General features: G+C 64.2%; 22 protein-coding genes and 1 tRNA gene. 13 read left to right on the forward strand and 10 right to left on the reverse strand.

Translation table 11 applies throughout. From position 1 onward, the window contains the following. The first annotated feature begins 3 nt into the window (after window positions 1-3). Entirely contained in the window at window positions 4-2,505 is a 2,502-nt protein-coding gene (locus MKI88_RS02320; RefSeq protein ID WP_241629196.1) for an ABC transporter permease, read from the forward strand. 128 nt (window positions 2,506-2,633) lie between these two features. After that, entirely contained in the window at window positions 2,634-3,014 is a 381-nt protein-coding gene (locus MKI88_RS02325; protein WP_241629198.1) for a MerC domain-containing protein, read from the forward strand. 70 nt (window positions 3,015-3,084) lie between these two features. On the opposite strand, the gene MKI88_RS02330 is transcribed toward MKI88_RS02325, so the two are convergent. Then, a tRNA-Gly gene (locus MKI88_RS02330) sits at window positions 3,085-3,159 on the reverse strand. Between the two features lie 179 nt (window positions 3,160-3,338). Here MKI88_RS02330 and MKI88_RS02335 point away from each other — a divergent pair. From MKI88_RS02335 to MKI88_RS02345, 3 genes are read left to right on the forward strand one after another with little or no spacing between them, the layout of a single operon-like run. Next, the gene (locus tag MKI88_RS02335; RefSeq protein WP_241629200.1) at window positions 3,339-4,253 is read left to right on the forward strand and encodes a tetratricopeptide repeat protein; all 915 of its coding nucleotides are present in this window, start codon (window positions 3,339-3,341) and stop codon (window positions 4,251-4,253) included. Next, window positions 4,253-4,885 (forward strand): LON peptidase substrate-binding domain-containing protein, encoded by a 633-nt coding sequence (locus MKI88_RS02340; protein WP_241629202.1) that lies wholly within the window; start codon window positions 4,253-4,255, stop codon window positions 4,883-4,885. The genes MKI88_RS02335 and MKI88_RS02340 overlap by 1 nt, the downstream gene beginning before the upstream one ends. After that, complete coding sequence (locus MKI88_RS02345) at window positions 4,882-5,067, forward strand: Trm112 family protein (RefSeq protein ID WP_241629204.1); 186 nt, start codon at window positions 4,882-4,884, stop codon at window positions 5,065-5,067. The genes MKI88_RS02340 and MKI88_RS02345 overlap by 4 nt, the downstream gene beginning before the upstream one ends. Window positions 5,068-5,135: 68 nt before the next feature. On the opposite strand, the gene MKI88_RS02350 is transcribed toward MKI88_RS02345, so the two are convergent. Genes MKI88_RS02350 through MKI88_RS02360 form a run of 3 tightly spaced genes read right to left on the reverse strand, consistent with a single transcriptional unit; the run spans window position 5,136 to window position 10,799 of the window. Continuing rightward, on the reverse strand, window positions 5,136-6,407 hold the full coding sequence (locus tag MKI88_RS02350) for a DUF445 domain-containing protein (RefSeq protein ID WP_407073291.1): 1,272 nt from the start codon (window positions 6,405-6,407) through the stop codon (window positions 5,136-5,138). Window positions 6,408-6,437: 30 nt separating this feature from the next. Beyond that, entirely contained in the window at window positions 6,438-9,596 is a 3,159-nt protein-coding gene (locus MKI88_RS02355) for an efflux RND transporter permease subunit (protein WP_241629207.1), read from the reverse strand. A 12-nt stretch (window positions 9,597-9,608) separates the two neighbouring features. After that, entirely contained in the window at window positions 9,609-10,799 is a 1,191-nt protein-coding gene (locus tag MKI88_RS02360; protein WP_241629494.1) for an efflux RND transporter periplasmic adaptor subunit, read from the reverse strand. Window positions 10,800-11,044: 245 nt separating this feature from the next. Between MKI88_RS02360 and MKI88_RS02365 the strand changes: the two genes are divergently transcribed. Both MKI88_RS02365 and MKI88_RS02370 read left to right on the forward strand, forming a co-directional pair. Beyond that, on the forward strand, window positions 11,045-11,305 hold the full coding sequence (locus MKI88_RS02365) for a GlsB/YeaQ/YmgE family stress response membrane protein (protein ID WP_241629209.1): 261 nt from the start codon (window positions 11,045-11,047) through the stop codon (window positions 11,303-11,305). A gap of 111 nt (window positions 11,306-11,416) precedes the next feature. Beyond that, window positions 11,417-12,142: an SIMPL domain-containing protein gene (locus MKI88_RS02370; protein ID WP_241629211.1), complete on the forward strand. Its 726-nt coding sequence runs from the start codon at window positions 11,417-11,419 to the stop codon at window positions 12,140-12,142. A 66-nt stretch (window positions 12,143-12,208) separates the two neighbouring features. On the opposite strand, the gene MKI88_RS02375 is transcribed toward MKI88_RS02370, so the two are convergent. From MKI88_RS02375 to MKI88_RS02385, 3 genes are all read right to left on the reverse strand, one after another. After that, window positions 12,209-12,469 (reverse strand): GlsB/YeaQ/YmgE family stress response membrane protein, encoded by a 261-nt coding sequence (locus MKI88_RS02375; RefSeq protein ID WP_241629213.1) that lies wholly within the window; start codon window positions 12,467-12,469, stop codon window positions 12,209-12,211. A gap of 192 nt (window positions 12,470-12,661) precedes the next feature. After that, window positions 12,662-12,961, reverse strand: a complete 300-nt coding sequence (locus tag MKI88_RS02380; RefSeq protein ID WP_241629215.1) for a DUF1153 domain-containing protein — start codon at window positions 12,959-12,961, stop codon at window positions 12,662-12,664. A gap of 104 nt (window positions 12,962-13,065) precedes the next feature. Next, window positions 13,066-13,341, reverse strand: a complete 276-nt coding sequence (locus MKI88_RS02385; protein WP_241629217.1) for a hypothetical protein — start codon at window positions 13,339-13,341, stop codon at window positions 13,066-13,068. A 149-nt stretch (window positions 13,342-13,490) separates the two neighbouring features. Between MKI88_RS02385 and mnmA the strand changes: the two genes are divergently transcribed. After that, complete coding sequence (mnmA, locus tag MKI88_RS02390; RefSeq protein ID WP_241629219.1) at window positions 13,491-14,600, forward strand: tRNA 2-thiouridine(34) synthase MnmA; 1,110 nt, start codon at window positions 13,491-13,493, stop codon at window positions 14,598-14,600. On the opposite strand, the gene MKI88_RS02395 is transcribed toward mnmA, so the two are convergent. The 3 genes from MKI88_RS02395 to pdxH are packed head-to-tail and all read right to left on the reverse strand — an operon-like array spanning window position 14,597 to window position 16,877. Beyond that, complete coding sequence (locus tag MKI88_RS02395; RefSeq protein ID WP_241629221.1) at window positions 14,597-15,391, reverse strand: PhzF family phenazine biosynthesis protein; 795 nt, start codon at window positions 15,389-15,391, stop codon at window positions 14,597-14,599. The two genes, mnmA and MKI88_RS02395, sit on opposite strands and share 4 nt — an antisense overlap. Then, the gene (locus tag MKI88_RS02400) at window positions 15,388-16,302 is read right to left on the reverse strand and encodes a cation diffusion facilitator family transporter (RefSeq protein WP_241629223.1); all 915 of its coding nucleotides are present in this window, start codon (window positions 16,300-16,302) and stop codon (window positions 15,388-15,390) included. The genes MKI88_RS02395 and MKI88_RS02400 overlap by 4 nt, the downstream gene beginning before the upstream one ends. After that, complete coding sequence (gene pdxH / locus MKI88_RS02405) at window positions 16,299-16,877, reverse strand: pyridoxamine 5'-phosphate oxidase (RefSeq protein WP_241629225.1); 579 nt, start codon at window positions 16,875-16,877, stop codon at window positions 16,299-16,301. The genes MKI88_RS02400 and pdxH overlap by 4 nt, the downstream gene beginning before the upstream one ends. 109 nt (window positions 16,878-16,986) lie before the next feature. Here pdxH and MKI88_RS02410 point away from each other — a divergent pair, with 109 nt between their 5' ends. The 5 genes from MKI88_RS02410 (at window position 16,987) to MKI88_RS02430 (ending at window position 21,219) form a co-directional block, all read left to right on the forward strand. Continuing rightward, window positions 16,987-17,928, forward strand: a complete 942-nt coding sequence (locus MKI88_RS02410) for a DnaJ C-terminal domain-containing protein (RefSeq protein ID WP_241629227.1) — start codon at window positions 16,987-16,989, stop codon at window positions 17,926-17,928. Window positions 17,929-17,934: 6 nt separating this feature from the next. Next, window positions 17,935-18,909 (forward strand): YihY/virulence factor BrkB family protein, encoded by a 975-nt coding sequence (locus MKI88_RS02415; RefSeq protein ID WP_241629229.1) that lies wholly within the window; start codon window positions 17,935-17,937, stop codon window positions 18,907-18,909. Further along, a complete protein-coding gene (gene fabI, locus MKI88_RS02420) occupies window positions 18,906-19,709 on the forward strand; it encodes an enoyl-ACP reductase FabI (protein ID WP_281063698.1) in 804 nt (267 codons plus the stop codon). Before MKI88_RS02415 ends, fabI begins: the two co-directional genes overlap by 4 nt. Before the next feature lie 35 nt (window positions 19,710-19,744). After that, window positions 19,745-20,812, forward strand: a complete 1,068-nt coding sequence (aroC, locus tag MKI88_RS02425; protein WP_241629234.1) for a chorismate synthase — start codon at window positions 19,745-19,747, stop codon at window positions 20,810-20,812. A gap of 158 nt (window positions 20,813-20,970) precedes the next feature. Further along, on the forward strand, window positions 20,971-21,219 hold the full coding sequence (locus tag MKI88_RS02430) for a hypothetical protein (protein ID WP_241629237.1): 249 nt from the start codon (window positions 20,971-20,973) through the stop codon (window positions 21,217-21,219). Window positions 21,220-21,268 lie beyond the last annotated feature (49 nt).

Below are 21,268 nucleotides of genomic sequence, written 5' to 3' on the forward strand. Positions count from 1 at the left end.
AGAATGTGGCGAAACTATTTCACCGTCGGCATCCGTTCGCTCGCCAAGAATCGCGCCTATGCGCTGATCAACATCCTGGGGCTGGCGATTGGCATGGCGGCGTGCCTGCTGATCCTTCTCTTCGTCCGCTATGAACGCACCTATGATGCCGCGCTGCCCGGGGCGGAGCACGCCTATCAGTTCCAGACCTATTTCACCGATCCCGACACAGGCGAGCGCGACAATCTGCAAATGGCGGCATATGCCGCCAAGGTATCAATTCAGAAAGATTTTCCACAGATCGACCGTGCGGTGCACGTGCTTGCAACGGGGCCGGTGCTGCTCAGGGACGGCGTTGGCCACGCAACCGAGAATTTCCGTTTTGTCGACGGAAACCTGTTCGAGATCCTCGATTTCCCGTTCGTCCGAGGCGATCCGCGGACGGCGCTCGAAACGCCAGGCTCGATGGTGCTGACCCAGAGCGAGGCGCGCAAATGGTTCGGGACCGACGATGCCATGGGCAAGACGCTGACCGTGGGCGGGCGCGCCGCGCCGTTCGACATGCGCGTGACCGGGATCATCAAGGACATTCCGCGCAATTCGCACTTCAGCGCGGGCATCATCGCGCGGTACGACCCGCAGAGCCATTTTGCGGACAATCCCGACTTTCTCAACAATTATGGCTGGCAGGGCGGGTGGATTTACGTCCGGCTGAAACCGGGTGCAGATGCAGAGGCGATCAATGCGCAGATGCCCGCCTGGGAAAAGCGGAACATTCCCGATCAGTATTTCGGGACGCAAAAGTCCAATCAGGGCGATACGTCGGACTACCGGCTGGTCAATATCCGCGACATCCATCTCGGTCAGGCGCAGCGCGGGGCGATGACGCCGGGCAATACCGAACGCGCAATCACGACCTTTGCGGTGATCGCGCTGCTGATCCTTGCGATGGCGTGCATCAATTTCACCAACCTGGCGACTGCGCGCGCCAGCCAGCGCGCGCGCGAAGTGGCGCTTCGCAAGGTTCTCGGAGCGAGCCGCCGACAGCTGATCGTCCAGTTCATCGGCGAATCGATGATCGTGGCGGCCATCGCGATGCTGCTGGCGCTGGCGATCGCCGAACTCGCCTTGCCCGCGTTCAATGCTTTCCTCGATGCCGAGATCCGGTTTCGCTATCTCGGCATGGACGGGCTGTTGCTGCCGGTCATCGTGCTGGTGCTCGTCGTCGGCGCGGCGGGCGGGGTCTACCCCGCCTTCCACCTTTCGCGCTTCCAGCCCGCGCACGTGCTCAAGGCCAACAAGTCCGCGGCTGATGCGCAAGGATCGGGGCGACTGCGCAATATCCTTGTCGTCGGCCAGTTTGCGGTGTCGATTGGACTCATCATCTGCACCGCAGTGATCCAGGCGCAGACCGATTATGCGCGCACCTCCGATCCCGGTTATCAGCGCGAAGGGCTGATCCAGATCGAGAATATGGGGCGTCGCCAGATACAGCCGCTTGCCGACACGCTGGTGCGCGAGATCGCGGGGCTCGACGGTGTCGTCGCGGTGGGGCGCTCCTCGATTGCGATGGCGACGCAGAATTCGACCAGTTCGTCGATCCAGGTGCCGGGGCTCGCAAACCCGCCCAGCATCGGCGACTATGTCGTCGACCCCGATTTTTTCGCGGCGATGGGGATCAGGACGCTCGCCGGCCGAACCTTCGACAAGACGCGACCGGCCGATGACGCCACGACTCCCACACCCGAGGATCCGGCGGCGGAGCGCGCGCTCGTTGCGCGCGGCGTGAACATCGTGATCAACGCGCTTGCGGCGAAGCGCATGGGCTTTGCAAGCCCCGCCGCCGCGATCGGCAAGCAGGTGAAACTGCCCAACGATCCCGAATATGGAGGGGTGACGCCCGCAACGATCATCGGTGTCGTCGAGGATTCGCGCTTCCGGTCGGTGCGCGAGCCGATGGAACCCATATTGTTTCGCTATACGACCAGCGGGCTCGATTATGCCGTGGTGCGCTATTCGGGTGATCCCTCGGCGCTTCGCGATCGCATCGAGGCGCTGTGGAAGCGCACCGCGCGCGACGTGCCGTTCGAGGCCGAGTTCAGCGAGGACGTGATGGAGCGTCTCTACAAGGCCGAGGAGGCACGCGCGCAGATCTTCGCGGCCTTCGCCTTGCTGGCGGTGATCGTGGGCTGTCTCGGCTTGTTCGGGCTTGCGGCCTTTACCGCGGAGCGCCGGACCAAGGAGATCGGTATCCGCAAGGTGCTGGGCGCGAGCACGGGGCGAATCGTGCAGCTGCTGGTCTGGCAGTTCAGCCGCCCCGTGCTGATGGCAAATATTATCGCCTGGCCGGTGGCATGGTGGGTGATGCGAGACTGGCTCAATGGTTTCGACGCGCGCATCGCTCTGGGCCCGGTGCCTTTTGTCGCGGCAGGGCTGGTTGCGCTGACGATCGCGGTGGGAACGATCGCCGCCCACAGCTTCCGCGTCGCGCGGACCAATCCGATCCATGCGCTGCGCTACGAATAGCAAGGACCGGGGCCGATAGCCGTGGCCCATTGAAAACGCGCAATCCGCACTCCAGATAGCGCCAGCCGGACACGTGTTACATTGTAACATGGATCCGGCTGGCTGTTTTGTATCTTGGGAGCTGGTTCATGAAACGACCGTCGCGCGCGCAGCGGATCTGGGATGGCGCTGCGATCGGCGCGTCGGCACTGTGCCTTGCGCACTGCCTCGGGCTTCCGGTTCTGATCGCGATGCTACCTGCGCTCGCTGACTTGCTCGCATTTCCCGAAAGCTTTCACCTGGCGGCCTTTGCGTTTGCGCTCCCCGCGAGCGGCATCGCGCTGTTGGCGGGATATCGCCGTCACGGGCTGCTGCTTCCCGCGATCATGGGCGCAGTAGGGCTCCTGCTGATCGGCTGGGGCGCGACGGGCGGCCATCGCATTGCGATCGAGACGGGGCTGACCGTTCTCGGCAGCCTTCTCCTTGCTATGGGCCATATCTGGAACTGGCGCGCGCGTCTGGCGCGATGACCGGGATCTGAAGCGCTCCAAAAGAAAAGGCCGCCTTGCGGCGGCCTTTGTCTTTCGACCCTGAAGTCGCTGGAGCGGGCGAAGGGATTCGAACCCTCGACCCCAACCTTGGCAAGGTTGTGCTCTACCCCTGAGCTACGCCCGCTCGCTGCGTACCCGGTGGCCGGAGCCACTCGGTGGGTGAGGCGCGGCTGTTAGCATCGGGTCGGGGACCCCGCAACCCCCCAGTGAAGAGTTTTTTGCATTATGCTGCGACACGGCTTTGGACTTGGCATATGGGGGCCGCGCCCCACATAAGGGCGGCTGAATTCTTGAAGGAGCGTGATGGTGGCAAGTCTCGGACTGGGTGCGGAAGAGCGCGAGGCGCTGGAGGTGTTCAAGCGCGACGTGGTCGAGCCCTCAATGACCCAGTTGATCATCCTCGATTTCTGGGCGGACTGGTGCGGACCGTGCAAGCAGCTCACCCCCGTGCTCGAAAAGACCGCCGAGAGCTATGCCGCAAAGGGCGTCAAGCTCGTCAAGATCGATGTGGAGGCCAACAAGGCGATCGCCGCGCAGTTCCGCATCCAGTCGATTCCGACGGTTTACGCGGTGTTCCAGGGCCAGATTGTCGCAGACCTGACCAATGCGCGCACCGAGGCTCAGCTTTCGCAGATTCTCGACCAGATTCTGCGCCAGCTTCCCGTGAAGAGCGAGGCGGCCGACCTGAAGCAGGAGATCGAGCCGCTGCTCGCCATGGGCGAGGAGGTGCTGGCGGGGGGCGACGCTGAACGCGCGCTTGGTATCTTCAGCCAGATCGCCGAGATGGCGCCCGAGGAGCCCGCAGCGCTTTCGGGGCAGCTTCGTGCGGCGATCGCGGCTGGGCATGTCGACGAGGCCGAAGCCATGCTCGCCGCACTGCCCGAGGACCTCAAAAAGGATCCCGCGATCCAGCGCGCGCAATCGGCACTGGCACTCAAGAAGGATGCCGCGCCCGTCGATGATCTTGACGCGCTGCGCGCGCGGGTCGATTCGAACCCCGAGGATCACGAAGCGCGATACGAGCTCGCGGGCGGGCTGATGGCGGCGGGCGACCGCGATGGCGCGGCCGAGGCCCTGCTCGAGATCATCCGGCGCGACCGCGACTGGAACGACAATGCCGCGCGTGGTCGACTGTTGACGCTGATGGAAGTCGTCGGGCTCGAGGATCCGTGGGTGTCTGCGCTGCGCCGGCGGCTTTCGGCGATATTGTTCACCTGATGACCGAAAAGACCACGCGGCTGTCGGTATTCCCCCTTGGCGGCGCGATCCTGTTCCCGCGGATGCAGTTGCCGCTGCATATCTTCGAGCCGCGCTATCGTGCGCTGGTCAGCGATGCGATGGCGCGTGACCGGCGGATCGGCATGATCCAGCCCAAGGCGGGCGGTGAACCGCCGCCGCTGTTCGATATCGGCTGCATCGGCCGGATCGCGCATGTCGAGGCGCTCGAAGACGGACGCTACAATATCGTGCTCGAGGGTGTTTCGCGCTTTCGTGTGCTTCGCGAACTCGACGTGACCACACCGTTTCGCCAGCTCGAAGTCTCGCTCGAGGGGTTCGAAGGCGATTCGGATGAGCGGGCACTCGCGATCGCTGAGCGTGCCGCGCTTGAGATCGAGGCGCGGCGCTTTGCCGATGTACAGGGCTATGCGGTCGACTGGGAGGCGGTGACGCGGCTCGACGACGAATCGCTGGTCAACGGCATCGCGCAGATCGCGCCCTTCGACGTCGCGGCGAAGCAGGCACTGCTCGAGGCGCCCGATATCGCCGCGCGGTGCGAACTGATCGTCCAGCTCATGCAATTCTTTGGTCGCCACCATGGCGGCGACGACGAAGGTGTTACGCTGCAATGAGCCGCGAGCCCGACCCCGAATTGCTCGCCATTCTGGTGTGCCCGGTGACGCGGCAGACATTGCGCTACGACGCCGGGCGACAGGAACTGGTATCGGAGGCGGCGGGGCTCGCCTATCCGATCCGCGACGGGGTCCCCGTCATGCTGGTCGAAGAGGCGCGCCGGCTGGACGAGACTCGTTGAACAGAGGCTGATTCAAGCTTTCAACGGAAACGCGTCGTGCTTCCGCTTCAACCGATCAGGCTCCACATCTAGATCCAGAGGTCCGCCGTGTGAATGATGAGGCCGACCAGGCCGCCGACGAGCGTGCCGTTGACGCGGATATATTGGAGATCGCGCCCGACCGCATTTTCGAGGCGGCCGGTGATCGTCTCGGCATCCCAGCCCCGGACAGTGTCGGACACCAGCCGGACGAGCCCGTCGCCATAGGTCGCGGTCGCACCTACCGCGGTGCGGCGCGCGAAACGGTTGATGGTCTCGCGCAGGCCCTCATCCTGCTGCAGTGTCGTGCCGAGATGCCTGAGTGCCTCGCCCAGCTTGCCTGCGAGCGCGGCATCGGGATCGCGCGCGGCCTTGAGCAGCCCCTGGCGCGCCTGCTCCCACAGTCCGTCGATCCAGCGTTGCATCGCCGGGTTCCTGACGATTTCACCCTTCCAGCGGTCGACCTTGGCCTGCATGTCCTTGTCGTGCTGAAGGTCGAAGGCGAGGTTGGCGAAAGCCTCGTTGACGCGCGCGCGCAGCGGATGGTCGGGATCGTCGGCCATGTCGAAGAGCAGCTTGTGCAGCCCCTTGATGATGGCATTGGCGACATTCTCGTCGAGCCCGGTCCAGCGCAGGATCGTGCCCGCGCGCTCATGGACCATGTCGCGGATGATGTGCTCGTTGGCGGCCAGCGTCTCGGCCGCCCAGTTGATGATGCCCTCCTGCAGCGGCAGGTGTCGCCCCTCCTTCATCGCGGCATCGAGCGCCTGCCCGAGGATGGGCGCGACATCGAGCGCGTCGAGCCGCTGCGCGATCGCATTCTTGACCATGCCGCCGAGCCGCTCCTGATCGAGCGCCTCCAGAATGTCGGCCGCGAGCCGTGACGCGCCCTGACGCAGCCGGCCTTCGCCGGTCACATCGGGATTTGCGAGAAACCGGCCTGCTGCGGCGGCGACGTCGACGCGGTACATGCGCCTTGCGACGACGGTCGGGGTCAGGAAATTGTCACGCAGGAACAGTGCGAGCGTGTCGCCGATCCGATCCTTGTTGCGTGGTATGATGGCCGTATGCGGTATCGGCAGGCCAAGCGGGTGGCGGAACAGCGCGGTGACCGCGAACCAGTCGGCGAGGCCGCCCACCATCGCCGCTTCGGCAAAGGCCTTCACGAAGCCCCAGGCGGGGTGGAGCGGCTCCATATACCGCGCCACAAGGAAAACCGCCGCCATCAGGACCAGCAGTCCCGTGGCGGCGGCGCGCATTCCCGCAGCGCCATTGGGCGCGACGCTCAGCCGTGAAATACCCGTTCTTGCGAACAATCCCATGCTGCTAGAATGATCCGGCAGCGAAATGGTTCACTCCGCGGGTTGGGGGGTGGTGTGACCACCCGCCTCATGTTCGGGTCGATAGGTCAGCAGGCGCCGGCGCAGCCGCGGTCCGATCCACCGTTCGACGCCGATCGCAAGGCTGAACGTCGCGGGTACGATGATCAGCGTCAGGAGTGTCGAGACGATCAGCCCGCCGATAACGGTGATGCCCATGGGCTGGCGCCATGCACCGTCGCCGGACAGCGCCAATGCGGTCGGCACCATGCCCGCGATCATTGCCACCGTGGTCATCAGGATCGGCTGGGCCCGCTTGTGGCCCGCATCAATGACGGCTTCGGTCTTGTCGACGCCCTTTGCCATCTCCTCGAGCGCGAAGTCGATCAACAGGATCGAGTTCTTGCCCACGATGCCCAGCAGCATCAGAACGCCGATCATCACCGCGAGCGAGATCGCATTGCCCGTCAACAGTAGCGCAATGCCGCCACCAAGCGGCGCGAGCAGCAGCGAACCCATATTAACAAAAGGCGGCATCACCGTCCGGTAGAGCAGCACCAGCACGCCAAAGACCAGCATGATGCCCGAGACCAGCGCGATCATGAAGCTGACCATCATTTCCTGCTGCCATTTGGATTCGCCCAGGATCAACCGCTTTACGCCGAGCGGCAGGTTCTGGACGGTCGGCAGCGCGTTGATCTTCTCCATCGCCTGACCCGAGACGAGGCCGGCCGCGAGGTCGGCGCCGATCGTGATCTGGCGCACCTGATTGGTGCGGTCGATCTGCGTCGGGCCTGCGCCGAAGCCGATGTCGGCGACCAGCCGCAGCGGCACCGAACCGCCGCTCTGCGTCGGAACGGGCAGATTTTCGATGGTCGCCAGCTTTTCGCGCGCATTCTGTTCGATTGCGACGCGGATTGGGATCTGACGGTCTGAAAGCGAGAATTTCGCGCTGTTCTGATCGATATCGCCCAGTGTCGCGATACGGATCGCGTTGCTGAGCGCCGAGGTCGTCACACCGAGATTGGCGGCCAGATCAAGCCGCGGTTTGAGCACGATTTCGGGGCGCTGGAGATTGCCCTCGATCCGCGGCGCGACGATTTCCTTAAGGCCCGACATCTCGTCGAGTATCTTGCCCGCGACCTGCATGAGCTGCTCGGGGTTGTCGCCGCCCAGCGTGAGCGAAATCTCGCGGTTGGTCCCGCCGCCGCCGCCGCCGAACTGGCTCTCGAAATTGACGCGTGCATCGGGAATGGCGGCGAGCTTCGGAGCACGGGTGCGCTCAAAGTCGATGCTCGTGGTGTCGCGGTCCTTCTTCAGGCGCAGATAGACCGTCGCCTGGCCAACATCGATGCGCGAGAAGGCGCGTTCGACGATCGGCTCCTTCTCCATCATCGTGACCACCTTGTCGGCAACAGCCTCGGTCTGCGCGAGCGTCGTGCCCGGCACCATGCGGATGCCGATGCGGCTGGTGTCGCTGTTGAGCGCGGGCTGGAAGGTGAAGGGAAGCATGCTGAACACGACAATGGTCAGCACGAGGGACAGTGCGCCCATGCCGACGACCCAGATCCGGTGGTCCGCGAGCGGCCATGCCCAGCGCTTGCGATCGGTACGTGCGCGGACCTTCTTTGCCCAGCTCTTGTCGAGCGTCCAGTGCAGGATGCCCATATAGCGATCCATCAGCCAGCCTTCGCCGTGGCTCGCCTCGCCCTTGGCCTTGAGGAAATAGGCCGCGACCATCGGTGTGATCATGCGCGCAACGGCAAGGCTCATCACCACCGCTGCGACGACGGTGAGGCCGAAATTCTTGAAGAACTGGCCGGAAACGCCCGGCATGAGGCCGACGGGAAGGAAGACGGCGACGATCGTCATTGTCGTGGCCAGCACGGCGAGCCCGATCTCGTCGGCGGCGTCGATCGACGCCTGATACGCACTCTTGCCCATGCGCATATGGCGCACGATGTTTTCGATCTCGACGATGGCGTCGTCGACCAGCACGCCCGCGACGAGGCTGAGCCCGAGCAGCGTCATCGAGTTCAGCGTGAACCCCATCAGGTCCATGAACCAGAAGGCGGGAATTGCGGACAACGGGATGGCAAGCGCCGATATCGCCGTCGCGCGCCAGTCGCGCAGGAACAGAAAGACCACGAGCACCGCGAGCACCGCGCCCTCGACCATGGCCCACATTGCCGAACTATATTGTTCCTTCGCATAATCCACATTGGTGAAAAGCTGCGTGAACTTCACCTTTGGATTCTGCTTTTCGAGGTCCTTCAGAACCTTGATCGCGTCGTCATAGACGGTGATGTCCGAGGTGTTCTTGGCACGCTCGAAGCCGAAGCTCACGACCTGCTTGCCGTTGGACTTGGAAATCGACCGCTGCTCGGCGAACAGGTCGCGGACATCGGCGATGTCGGCGAGCTTGACGGTGCGCCCGCCACCTATCGCAATCTGGGTCTGCCCCAGCTGGAAGGCGTTCTTGGCATTTCCGAGCACGCGAACCGACTGTTCCGATCCCGCGATCTCGGCGCGTCCGCCTGCTGCGTTGATGTTCACCTGGCGCAGCTGATTGTTCACGTCCGACGCGGTCAGCCCGTGGGCCTGCATCCGGACGGGATCGAGGATGATACGGATCTCGCGGCTGACGCCGCCGCGCCGGTTGACGTCGCCCATGCCCGACACCGAGAGCAGCGCCTTTGCGACGTTGTTGTCGACATACCAGCTCAGCTCCTCGAGCGTCATGTCGCTCGTCTCGGCAGCGAAGAAGGCCAGCGTGTTTCCCGAGGTGGACAGGCGGATGACCTGTGGTTCCAATATGCCTTCGGGCAGATCCGAGCGGATTTGCGTCACCGCGTCGCGCACGTCCATCACGGCGCGGTCGATCGGCGTGCCTATCGCGAACTGGACGAAAGTGCGCGAATTACCCTCGGTAACCGTCGAGTTGAGCTCGTCGATACCCTCGATGCTGCGGATGGCCGCCTCGACGCGCTGCGTGACCTGTGTCTCCAGCTCGGTCGGCGCAGCGCCCGGCTGGGTAATCGAGACGATCGCGCCGGGAAAATCGATGTCCGGATCGTTCTGGACGTCCATGCGCATGAAGCTGACGAGCCCGGCGATGGTAAGCGCGACGAAGATGACGAGCGGCGGAACCGGGTTGCGGATCGACCAGGCTGAAATGTTGCGGAAGTTCATTGCGGCGAACTCCTAGCGCGCGGCTTTATCGAGAACGGGTTTGACCGTCTCGCCCGGATTGACGAAGCCGCCTGCCGACGACACCACCCGCTCGCTTCCCGTAAGGCCCGAGCTTACCGCGACGCCCTTGTCGGTCACGTCGCCCACCGTGATATCGCGACGGACGATCTTGTTCGTCTTGTCGACCAGATAGACGAAGTTGCCCTTGGCGTCGCTTTGCACGGCAGATTCGGGCAGCATCGGAGCTTCCTGCGATCCGCGCACGATATCGGCTGCCGCAAAGCCGCCCGGACGCAGCGCGTTGTTATAGCTGAGCGCGATGCGCGCCGTGCCCTGGCGCGTCTGAGGATCGACAACTGGCGAGACCTGCCAGACCGACCCGCTGAAGCTTTCCGCGCTGCCCACTGGCGTCACGGTCGCCCGCGAGCCGACCGGCATGCTCATCAGGTCAGCCTCGCTGAGCTGTGCGAGCAGTTCCATCTCGCCGCCCTTGGCGAGTCGGAACAACACGCCGCTGCCGGAGCCGACAACCTGTCCGGGCTCGACCGCGCGGGTGAGCACGAGGCCAGCCGCAGGGGCGCGGATGTCGAGCCGACCGGTCCGCGCGCGATTTTCAGCGAGCGTGGCCTCGGCAACGCGCACACGCGCGATAGCCGCATCGCGTGTTGCGGTCTTGCGTTCGATATCGGCCTTGGAGATGAAGCCGCGCGAGACAAGCGCCTGCGCGCGCTCCAGTTCGGCCTGCGCCAGTCGCGCATCGGCATTCGCGACATTGATCTGCGCGGCGAGCTGCGCATTCTGCTGCGTCTGCACCGAGCGCTCGATCGTGGCGAGGACCTGGCCCGCACCCACCCAGTCGCCCGGTTCCACATGCACCTGTACCACCATGCCGCCTTCGCCGACGACGCCAACCGGCATCTCGCGGCGCGCACCGATCGAACCAGTCGCAGAAACAACGCGATCGACGACATGACGGCCGGGCACCATCACCGTTACGACAGGCACGGCCTTGCCCGCACCTTCGCCTGCGACGGGCGTGGCTTCCTTGCCTCCGCCAAAGGCGAGGACCGTCACCACCACGAGCGCAATCAAAGCCGCCCCGGCGGCAATGATGATCCGGCGCCGGTTGCGCCTTGCGCGATCCTCGTCGGAGGAAAGATCTATCTCGCTACCGTTTTCGGTGAAGCGCGATTCGTAGTTCATCATTGCCTGCTTTCAGCCTTGAAGCATCCGAGGGTGCGGCAAGTGTATTACATCAATAAGTCACCAGCCTCAAGCGGGACTTTTGGAAAGCGCGCTTCCTGCGCCCAGTCGTGGCCGAAATCAAGGAATTTCGTCCATAATCGCATAGTTGTAACGCGAGCGTCGCATTTCGCCGCTTGCCATTTCAGACGATCGAAGGAAGAGTGCGCGGCGCTTCGTGCGCGCTGTTCAGGGAGGGAAGGCGAATGGGCGATTTTCTCTGGTGGATACTTATCGGACTTGTCGCGGGCGGGCTCGGTAAGCTCATCATGCCGGGCAAGGACCCCGGCGGATGCCTCGTGACGATCCTGATCGGAATCGCGGGCGCGCTGCTGGTTGGCTATGTCGGCCAGATCGTTGGCTTTTACGAGCCCGGTGAATCGACGGGCTTTATCGGCGCGACGATCGGCGCAATAGCATTGCTCGCGTTGTATCGCGTCATCCTCAAGGTACGCGGCAGGGGCTGAACGCGAAGCCATGCTTGAGGCGGTGCATTCAGCCGCCGTGCAGCAAATCTGTGTTGAAAGGCCTTGATGGCGGGAGGATGTCCTTCCACCAGGACAAGGAGTTACGCGTCAATGCACAAGACCTTTCCGGTGTTCGCGCTCGCCCTGCTGGGCGCCGCACCGTCCGCGCTGTCGGCGCAATCAACGGTCGCGGTCCCCGTTCCCGTGCTTCAGGGGGCTAAGCTCGACATTGTCGCCACAGGCGAAACGCGGCGCGTGCCCGACGTTGCGGTGATCGGCGCGGGTGTCGTGACGCAGGCCAATGATGCTGCGGGCGCGATGCGCGAGAACGCGGCGCGCATGGCGCGGGTCATAGCGGCGCTGAAAAAAGCGGGTGTGGCCGAGCGCGATGTTCAGACCAGCACCGTCAACCTGCAGCCGCAATATCGTTATGGCGAGAACGTCCCGCCCGTCATCACCGGCTATCAGGCGACCAACATGGTCTCGGTCCGTTTTCGCGACGTCGCCAGGAGTGGCACGATTCTAGATGCGCTGGTCGCGGAAGGGGTCAACCAGATCCATGGGCCAAGTCTGCAACTCGACAAGCCCGAAGCAGCCGAGGACGAGGCGCGTGTCGATGCGGTCAAGAAAGCTCGCGCGCGCGCCGAACTCTACGCCGGCGCGGCCGGCCTCAAGGTGAAGCGCATCTTGTCGATCAGTGAAGCCGGAGGCTATGCGCCGCCGCCGCCCATGCCCTATGTCATGGCATCGCGAGGCAAGGCCGAGGCCGACACCGCGATCGCAGCCGGCGAACAGACCGTGGGTGTTACCGTGACCGTCAGCTTCGAACTGGAATAGGGCTTGCCCCACAGAAGCGAGCCGCGCGAATTCCGTTCGCGCGGCTCCTTCAGACGGTCCGCGTGATCAGCGCACGCTGCCGCGCCGGATCAGATTGACGATGCCGAGGAGCACGACCGCGCCGACAAATGACGCGACCAACGAGGTCACGTTGACTCCGGCATTGTTGATCGAACCACCCGAGAGCACCAGGCCGGCCAGAAACGCGCCGACAATCCCGACCACTATATTGAGAAAAATGCCCTGCTGGGCGTCGGTGCGCATCACGATGCTGGCGAGCCAGCCAATGATGCCGCCGATAACCAGCCAAAGAATGAAAGAGAGCATGATCCGTCCTCCTGCCTTGACGCGCCTCTGAAAAAATGGGCGTCTGATGGGAATTATACGGATAATGATTGTCTTTGTTCCATGCCCGTCACGTCATGCACAGGGCCCCAAAATGAAATCTCCGCCCCATCGCAGGGCGACAGGGCGGAGATAACGGTAACGACCTGACTGCTGTCAGGACCGCGTGGGGTTTCAATATTTCTGCTGACGCTCGTAAAGCGACTTGTAGTGCTGGATGCGCGTCACGCGCAGCCCGGGCATACCGGAACGATCGACCGCGCGCTGCCAGCCCGCGAACTCCTCGAGCGTCAATCGATAGCGCTCGCAAACCTCGTCAACCGTCAGCAAACCGCCATTCACCGCCGCGACGACCTCCGCCTTGCGACGGACGACCCAGCGCGTGGTGGCCGGTGGCGGCAACGTGTCCAGCGTCAACGGCTCTCCGAGCGGACCGATCACCTGGGCGGGGCGGATTTTCTGGTTTTCGATCATTCCTACCTCAAAAGACGGGCGTTTCTGCCCTCGAACCTTCTTGCTGAATCAACCTACTCCGGGTGCGTTGAAATAAACCTAAAGCGCTAGGGTAAATTTTCCGGTCATTTTCCTGAATCACCGGACAGCGACCGGGCGACGTCGGGATTGAAGCTTCCCGAGGCACCGCGCGTCGCCGAACAGGGATTTTGCGCGAACAGGTCGACGGGCGGAAAAGCCTCGCCATCTTTGGTTGTGTCGCTATTTTCCAACAAAATCTGATACCTGGCGGTGGCGCTCGCCGATTGGTGCGCGGACAGTCCCGCGATCAGCACCGCGAAATCTGGCGCCGGCGAATTTGACGGCGTCGCCTTGTCGAATCGTGGAAATACCAGCTTCATCGCGACTCGGGTGCCCCTCAATTATTGTTTGCGAAGTAACCTGAAATGCTGAATCAGCCGTAAATTGGCGTGCCTAACGCGGTCCCGGGAGGCGGTGGAAGCGCGTCGATTTTGCGTCTTTCATGAAACGGCGTTATGGGGCGCGCGCAATGTCCCCCGAATTTCAGCTCGAAGGCCCGCTTAAGGCTCGTCGGATCGTCGTCGCAATGTCGGGCGGCGTCGACAGTTCGGTCGTCGCGGCGCTCGCCGCACGCACCGGTGCCGAAACGATCGGCATCACGCTCCAGCTCTACGATCATGGCGCGGCGGTCGGGCGCACCGGCAGCTGTTGTGCGGGGCAGGACATCCGCGATGCACGCGCGGTCGCCGACAGGCTCGGAATCGCGCACTATGTCTTTGATCACGAAAGCCGGTTTCGCGATTCGGTGATCGAGGACTTCGCCAACGAATATATGGCGGGTCGCACGCCGATCCCCTGCGTGAAGTGCAATATGGGGGTGAAGTTCACCGATCTTTTCAAGCTCGCCAGGGATCTGGGCGCAGATTGCCTGGCAACGGGCCACTATGTCCGCCGCGTCGAGGGCAGGGAGGGCGCGGAGCTTCACCGTGCCGCCGACCCAGCGCGCGACCAGAGCTATTTCCTCTTCGCCACGACGCAGGACCAGCTCGACTATCTGCGCTTCCCGCTGGGCGGGATGCCCAAGCCCGTAGTGCGAGAGATTGCGAAGGAACTGGGGCTGGGCGTCGCGATGAAGCCCGACAGCCAGGACATCTGCTTCGTGCCCGACGGCGACTATGCGAAGATCGTTCGCAAGGTGCGCCCCGATGCCGACACAACCGGCGAGATCGTGGACCTGGCGGGCAATGTGCTCGGCCAGCACAAGGGCTTCATTCATTTCACCGTCGGCCAGCGCCGCGGGCTGGAGATCGGGGGGCAGGCCGAGCCGCTTTATGTCGTCCGGCTCGATGCGGCGACGCGGCGCGTGATCGTCGGGCCGCGCCGTGCGCTGGGCGTGTCGGCCGCGCGTATTTCAGGTGTCAACTGGATCGGCGGCGATCATTCCGGCCCGGTCACGGCAAAGGTACGCTCGCTCGCCAAGCCCGTTGCCGCGCGGCTCGACGGCGAGCGCGTCGTGTTCGACGCGCCTGAATATGGCGTGGCGCCGGGGCAGGCTGCGGTGCTGTATGCGGGTGACCGTGTGCTCGGCGGCGGATGGATCGAGGAAACCGAAGCGGCTGAGTTCGCCGAGGCGGCCTAAAGGCTGAACACACCCTCGATCACCGTGACGCAGGGCGCCTCGAGAACAACGCGATCGCCTTCGAGCCGGCACTGCATGTGCCCGCCGCGCGCCGACGCCTGAAAGGCCGAGAAGGCGTTGCGCCCCAGCCTTTCCGCCCAGAAGGGCACGAGCGCTGCGTGCGCCGAACCCGTGACGGGATCTTCGTCAATGCCCCAGGCCGAAACGAAGACGCGGCTCGCAATGTCGGCGCTGTCGCCTGGCGCGGTAACGATCGCCATGGTGTCTATGCCCGCGAGCCTGCGGAAGTCGGGCGCCGCCGCGCGCACCGCGGCTTCATCAGGCAGCAGCGCGATATGAACACGCTCGACACCATTGCTCGCCACGAAGATCGGCGCGCCGGACACGCCGAGCACGTCCAGCAAGGTTTCGTCCTGGCCCGGCACCATCTCGGTTGCGGGCAAATCAAGTGCGTAACCCACGCCCGCGCGCCTTACTTCAAGCACCCCGGCCTTGCGCGTCCGGAAGCGCACGGCTTCAAGCGCCGGATTGGCGGAGAGCACGAAATGTCCTGCCGCGAGCGTGGCATGGCCGCACAGCGGTACTTCGGTTGTCGGCGTGCACCAACGCAGGTCATAATCCGCATCGCCTTGCGCCGGCACGAGAAAGGCGGTTTCCGAGAGATTGTTCTCCATCGCGATCGCGATCAGCATCTCGTCGGGAAGCCAGGCGTCGAGCGGGATAACCGCCGCCGAATTGCCCTGAAAGGGCCGCTCGGCAAAGGCGTCGATCTGGGCGAAGGGTAGCTTCATTCCGGAGTCTCCCGCAGGGCTTCGTCGGGTTCGCCCAGCCGGTCGATCTGACCGTCGGGGTCGAGGTGGATGAGGATTTCGGTGTCGGGAAATGCGGCCATGAGGTCGCGTTCGGCCGCCTCTGAGATTTCATGCGCTTCGGCAACCGTCATGTCGGGGCGAACCCAGACATGAAACTGGACGAAGTCCAGCGCGCCGCTCGAGCGTGTGCGAAGATCGTGTACGCCGTGCAATTCGTGATGCTGTGCGACAATCGCCAGGAATCGCTGCCGCTTCTCTTCAGGCCATTCCCTGTCCATCAGCTGGTTGATAGCGGACGTCGAGGCGCGCAGCGCGCCGTAGAGCAGCCAGAGCGCGATCAGCACGCCGAACACTGGATCGGCGCCGGTAACGCCGAGAAACTGATCGAGTATGAGCGCCGCGATCACCGAGCCGTTGAGCAACAGGTCGCTCTGATAATGCACATTGTCAGCGCTGATCGCGATCGAGCGTGTTTGCCGGATCACGTGCCGCTGATAGGCGATAAGCGCGAGCGTCGCGACGAGTGCGGCGATCGACACGCCGATCCCATATTCGGCGTTGGCCGTGACATCGCCCGCGATCAGCCGGCGCACCGCTTGCACGGCGATACCGCAGGCCGAGATCGAGATCAGCACGACCTGGAACAGCGCTGCCAGGGCCTCGGCCTTGCCGTGGCCGAAGCGGTGGGCGCGATCTGCGGGTTGCGCGGCGTATCGGACGCTGAACAGAGTCACCAGCGATGCCACGAGATCGAGCGCGGTATCGGCAAGCGATCCGAGCATCGCGACCGAGCCGGTAATCCACGCCGCCCAGCTCTTGAGCGCGAGCAGAAAAACTGCGGTGCAGACGCTGGCGATCGCTGCGCGCTGGGTCAGCGTCGCCCGAGTCACGGGTAGAGCAGCCCCTCGTTCCAGCTACTGTCGATGCGCGTGAACAGCCGGCGCTCATGAAGGCGGTGCTCACGGTCCTGCCAGAATTCGATGCGCTCAGGCGTTACGCGATAGCCCGACCAGTGCGGTGGACGGGGTACGGCCTGCCCCGCAAAGCGTGCCTCCATTTCCTCGAAACGCGCTTCGAAGGTCTCGCGACGGTCCAGCGGACGCGACTGATCGGACGCCCAGGCCCCCAGCTGCGAATCCCGGCTGCGTGTCGCGAAATAGGCGTCCGCCGTCGCCGTATCGACAAGCGTCACCGGTCCTTCGATCCGCACCTGACGGCGCAGCGATTTCCAGTGGAACAACAGAGCCGCATGCGGATTTGCGCTCAGATCGCCAGCCTTGCGGCTTTGCTGGTTGGTGTAGAAGACGAAGCCCTCGGGGCCGCGCCCCTTGAGCAACACCATGCGCACCGAGGGACGCCCCTCGGCATCAACGGTGGCAAGCGCCATCGCATTGGAGTCGTTGATTTCGCTGGCGCGCGCTTCGGCGAACCATGTGTCGAACAGCGCAAAGGGATCATCTGTCATGGCGAGCGCCATAACCGATGGATGATAAGAGGGAAACGGCCAGTCTTGAACCGGTGGCATCGCTTCCAATCTGTTGTCTCCGCGCACGAACCGCGCCAAAAGGACGATCATGGCATCAGATCCGTATCAAATTCTGGGCGTCCAGCGCGGCGCGACCGAAGCCGACATCAAGAAGGCGTATCGCAAGCTCGCCAAGGAGCTGCATCCGGACCGCAACCGGGACAACCCCAAGGCGGCCGAGCGCTTCGCGCAGACGACCGCGGCCTATGACCTGCTGACCGACAAGGATAAGCGCGCGCGCTTTGATCGCGGCGAGATCGATGGCGACGGGAATCCCACCTCACCCTTCGGCTTTGGCGGCGGTGGCGGGCACGGCGGCGGTTTTCGTGGCCAGGGAGGCGGCGCGCAGTTCGAGTTCGGCGATGACGGCGCGGACTTCGGCGACATATTCGACGGCCTGTTCGGCGGCGGGCGCAGCCGGAGCGGCTTCGGCGGCTTTGGTCGCGGCCGCCAGGCCCCGTCGCCTAAGGGCGCCAATGTCGCGTACCGGCTGGCGGTGTCGTTCGAGGATGCCGCGGCGCTGACGCCGCAGCGGATAACGCTCCAGGACGGCAAGACGATCGATCTGAAGCTGCCCAGGGGTGTGGAGACGGGCACGCAGATGCGGCTCGGCGGCAAGGGCCAAACCGGCCCCGGCGGCGCGGGCGACGCGATCGTGACCATCGAGATCCGTCCTCACCGTTTCTTCAAGCGGGACGGCGACAATGTCCGTCTCGACCTGCCCGTCACGCTCAAGGAAGCGGTGCTGGGCGCCAAGGTGAAGGTGCCGACGGTCGACGGCCCCGTGATGCTCGCCATTCCCAAGGGCTCGACATCGGGCAAGGTGCTGCGCCTGAAGGGCAAAGGTTTTCACCCGAAATCGGGCGAGCGCAGCGACCAGCTCGTGACGCTGATGGTCGATATCCCGGCGGATGATGGTGCGCTGACCAGTTTCGTCGAGGGCTGGGCCGGCGATGACGGGCGCAATCCGCGCGCGGGGCTGGACGTCTAACCCTCGATGCAGGACCTCCATCCCCTGTCCCCCGAGGAGCGTCGCAAGCGCCTCGCGCACGCGGCGCGCGACGCGGTGCAGGAGGGGATAGACCGGGTCAGGCCGGGCACTTACCCTTTCACGGTCGCCAAGAGGGTGATCATCGGCGTTTATGACGACGGCTTCCTGCACGCGGGCAACCTCGCCTATCTTGCGCTCTTCACGCTGTTTCCCTTCTTCATCGTCGCCGCGGCGATCGCGCGGCTGTTCGGGCGGACCCAGGACGGCATCGCCGCGGTCAACGCCTTTCTGATGACGGTGCCGCCCAATGTCGCGGCAGTGCTCGAAAAGCCGATCAACGATGTGCTTGCTTCGCGCTCAGGGGGTTCGCTGCTGTGGATCGGCGCGCTAATCGGTCTGTGGACCACGGGAAGCTTCATCGAGACGATCCGCGACATCCTGCGCCGCGCCTATGGCGTGCGCTATTCGCGCCCCTTCTGGGAATACCGGTTGGGTTCGATCGGGATCATCGTGTTGTCGGTGATCCTCGCCTTCGCGGCCTTCAGCCTTCAGGTCGTGCTGGTCGGTGTCGAGCAGTTTGTCGCGCGCTATTTTCCCTTCGAGGCCGATGCCGCCTGGTATGTCGCGACGTCGCGCGTTGGCCCTGCGATCGCGCTGTTCGTCGCGCTCTACATTCTGTTCCTGTCGCTGACCCCCAAGACCTATCGCGCGCGGGGCTATCCCAAATGGCCCGGGGCGCTGTTTGTCACGCTGTGGTGGCTGGGCGTGACCGAGCTGCTTCCGCGCGCGCTGGCGCATATCACAAGCTATGATCTGACCTATGGCAGCCTCGCCGGTGTGATGATCGTGCTCATTTTCTTCTATCTTGTCGGCTTCGGCGTGGTAATCGGGGCCGAACTCAACGCGGCGCTGGCGGAGAGCCCCGATTTGCGCTCGATACAGGCGGCTGCGGCAGACAAGGAAGCGACGGAGGAATTGTGAGCGGTTTGATGACCGGAAAACGCGGGCTGATCATGGGGTTGGCCAATGATCGCTCGCTTGCATGGGGGATCGCGCAAAAGCTTGCCGAGCAGGGCGCAGAACTCGCGTTCAGCTATCAGGGCGAGGCGCTGGAACGGCGCGTGCGTCCGCTCGCTGAACAGCTGGGATCGGATTTCCTGATCGATTGCGACGTCTCGGACATGGCGGCGCTCGACAAGACCTTCGAGACGCTGGCGGCGCGCTGGCCCAGGATCGACTTCATCGTTCACGCCATCGGCTTTTCGGACAAGAACGAGTTGCGCGGGCTCTATGTCGACACCACCCTCGACAACTTCCTGATGACGATGAACATCTCGGCATACAGCTTCGTCGCGGTGGCCAAGCGCGCGCGGCCGATGATGAACGAGGGCGGCAGCCTGCTGACGCTGAGCTACTACGGCGCCGAAAAGGTGATCCCGCATTATAATGTCATGGGCGTGGCAAAGGCCGCGCTTGAGACGAGCGTCAAATATCTGGCGATGGACCTTGGCCCCGAGGGCATCCGTGTCAACGCGATCTCGGCGGGTCCGATCAAGACGCTCGCGGCATCGGGCATCGGCGATTTCCGCTACATCATGAAGTGGAACGAGCTGAATTCGCCGCTGCGCCGCAATGTGACGATCGAGGACGTGGGCGGCGCAGGGCTCTATCTGCTCAGCGACCTCGCCTCGGGCGTGACGGGCGAGATCCACCATGTCGATGCCGGCTACAATGTCGTCGGCATGAAGGCCGAGGACGCGCCCGACATCGCACTGCAATAACCGGGCAGGTCCGCTCGACATAAACGGGGATTTCAGTGTCGCTCAACACCTTCGGCCGCGTGTTCCGGTTCACCACCTGGGGTGAGAGCCATGGGCCAGCATTGGGCGCGGTCGTCGATGGCTGCCCACCGGGGCTGGCCCTGGCCGAGGGCGACATCCAGCCCTGGCTCGACAAACGTCGACCGGGCACGTCGCGCTTCACCACCCAGCGTCAGGAACCCGATCAGGTGCGCATTCTCTCGGGCGTGTTCGAGGGCAAGACGACGGGCACGCCCATCAGCCTGATGATCGAGAATGTCGACCAGCGTTCGAAGGATTATTCCGAAGTCGCGCTCGCCTATCGCCCTGGCCATGCCGATTATGCCTATGACGCGAAGTACGGCTTTCGCGACTATCGCGGTGGCGGGCGCAGCTCGGCGCGCGAGACTGCGGCGCGCGTCGCGGCGGGCGCGGTCGCACGCGCGGCGATCCCCGAAGTGTCGATCCGCGCCTGGGTGTCCGAGATCGGCGGCGACGCGATCGATCCCGCGCGCTTCCATGCGGCCGAGATCGACAGCAACCCCTTTTTCTGCCCCGATCCCGAAGCCGCGAAGCGCTGGGAGGCGCTTGTCGACGAGGCACGCAAGGCGGGATCGTCGCTCGGCGCGGTCGTCGAGTGCGAGGCGACGGGCGTCCCCGCAGGATGGGGCGCACCGCTCTATGCCAAGCTCGACAGCGAGCTCGCCGCCGCGATGATGTCGATCAACGCGGTCAAGGGCGTCGAGATCGGCGACGGCTTCGCCGCGGCACGGCTTCGCGGTGAAGAGAATGCCGATCCGATGCGCCCGGGGAATGACGGGCCCCTCTTCCTCGCGAATCATGCCGGCGGAATTGCGGGCGGCATCTCGACCGGCCAGCCCGTGCGTGTGCGCGTGGCGTTCAAGCCGACCAGTTCGATCCTGATTCCGGTCGAGACCGTCACGCGCGAGGGAGAGGCGGCTGAACTTCGTACGAAGGGGCGCCATGACCCCTGTGTGGGGATCCGCGGCGTGCCGGTGGTCGAGGCGATGATGGCGCTTGTGCTGGCCGACCAGAAGCTGCTCCACCGCGCACAGTGCGGATAGACTCGTAAAATTTACGTCATTTTCGCCCCCTTTGTCGCGCAAAGGGTTCGGACCGTCCCCGGTTGTGCGAGCCGTGCGATGAACGGCGCGCACAAAGCGAACCAATTGCAGATGTGCGGGTTGAGAGTTCCGCTAATCCCTTCGGAGGAAATCTCGACATGCGTATCAAGATGTTTCTGGCAATGACGATGCTTGCCGCCCCGGCGGCACTGATGGCGCAGGCTGTGCCCGAACCCGCCGCTCCGGCCGAGCAGGCACCAGCCGCACCGGCGCCCGAGGCGGCTGCGGACGCCGCGCCCGCACCCGAGGCGGCGAGCGCGCCGGCTCCGTCGGCCGAGGCCGCCCAGTCCTCGAGCGACGCGGATCATGCCGAACACAAGAACGAGAAGGCTGACAAGCCCGAATAAGCGCACGCATAGCGCGCTCAAGGAAGGCGGTCGGCTCCCCCCTTTGCCG

Origin of the sequence: Sphingomonas sp. LaA6.9 (genome assembly GCF_022601895.1) — a bacterium.
In the GTDB taxonomy this organism is placed as follows: Bacteria; Pseudomonadota; Alphaproteobacteria; order Sphingomonadales; family Sphingomonadaceae; genus Sphingobium_A.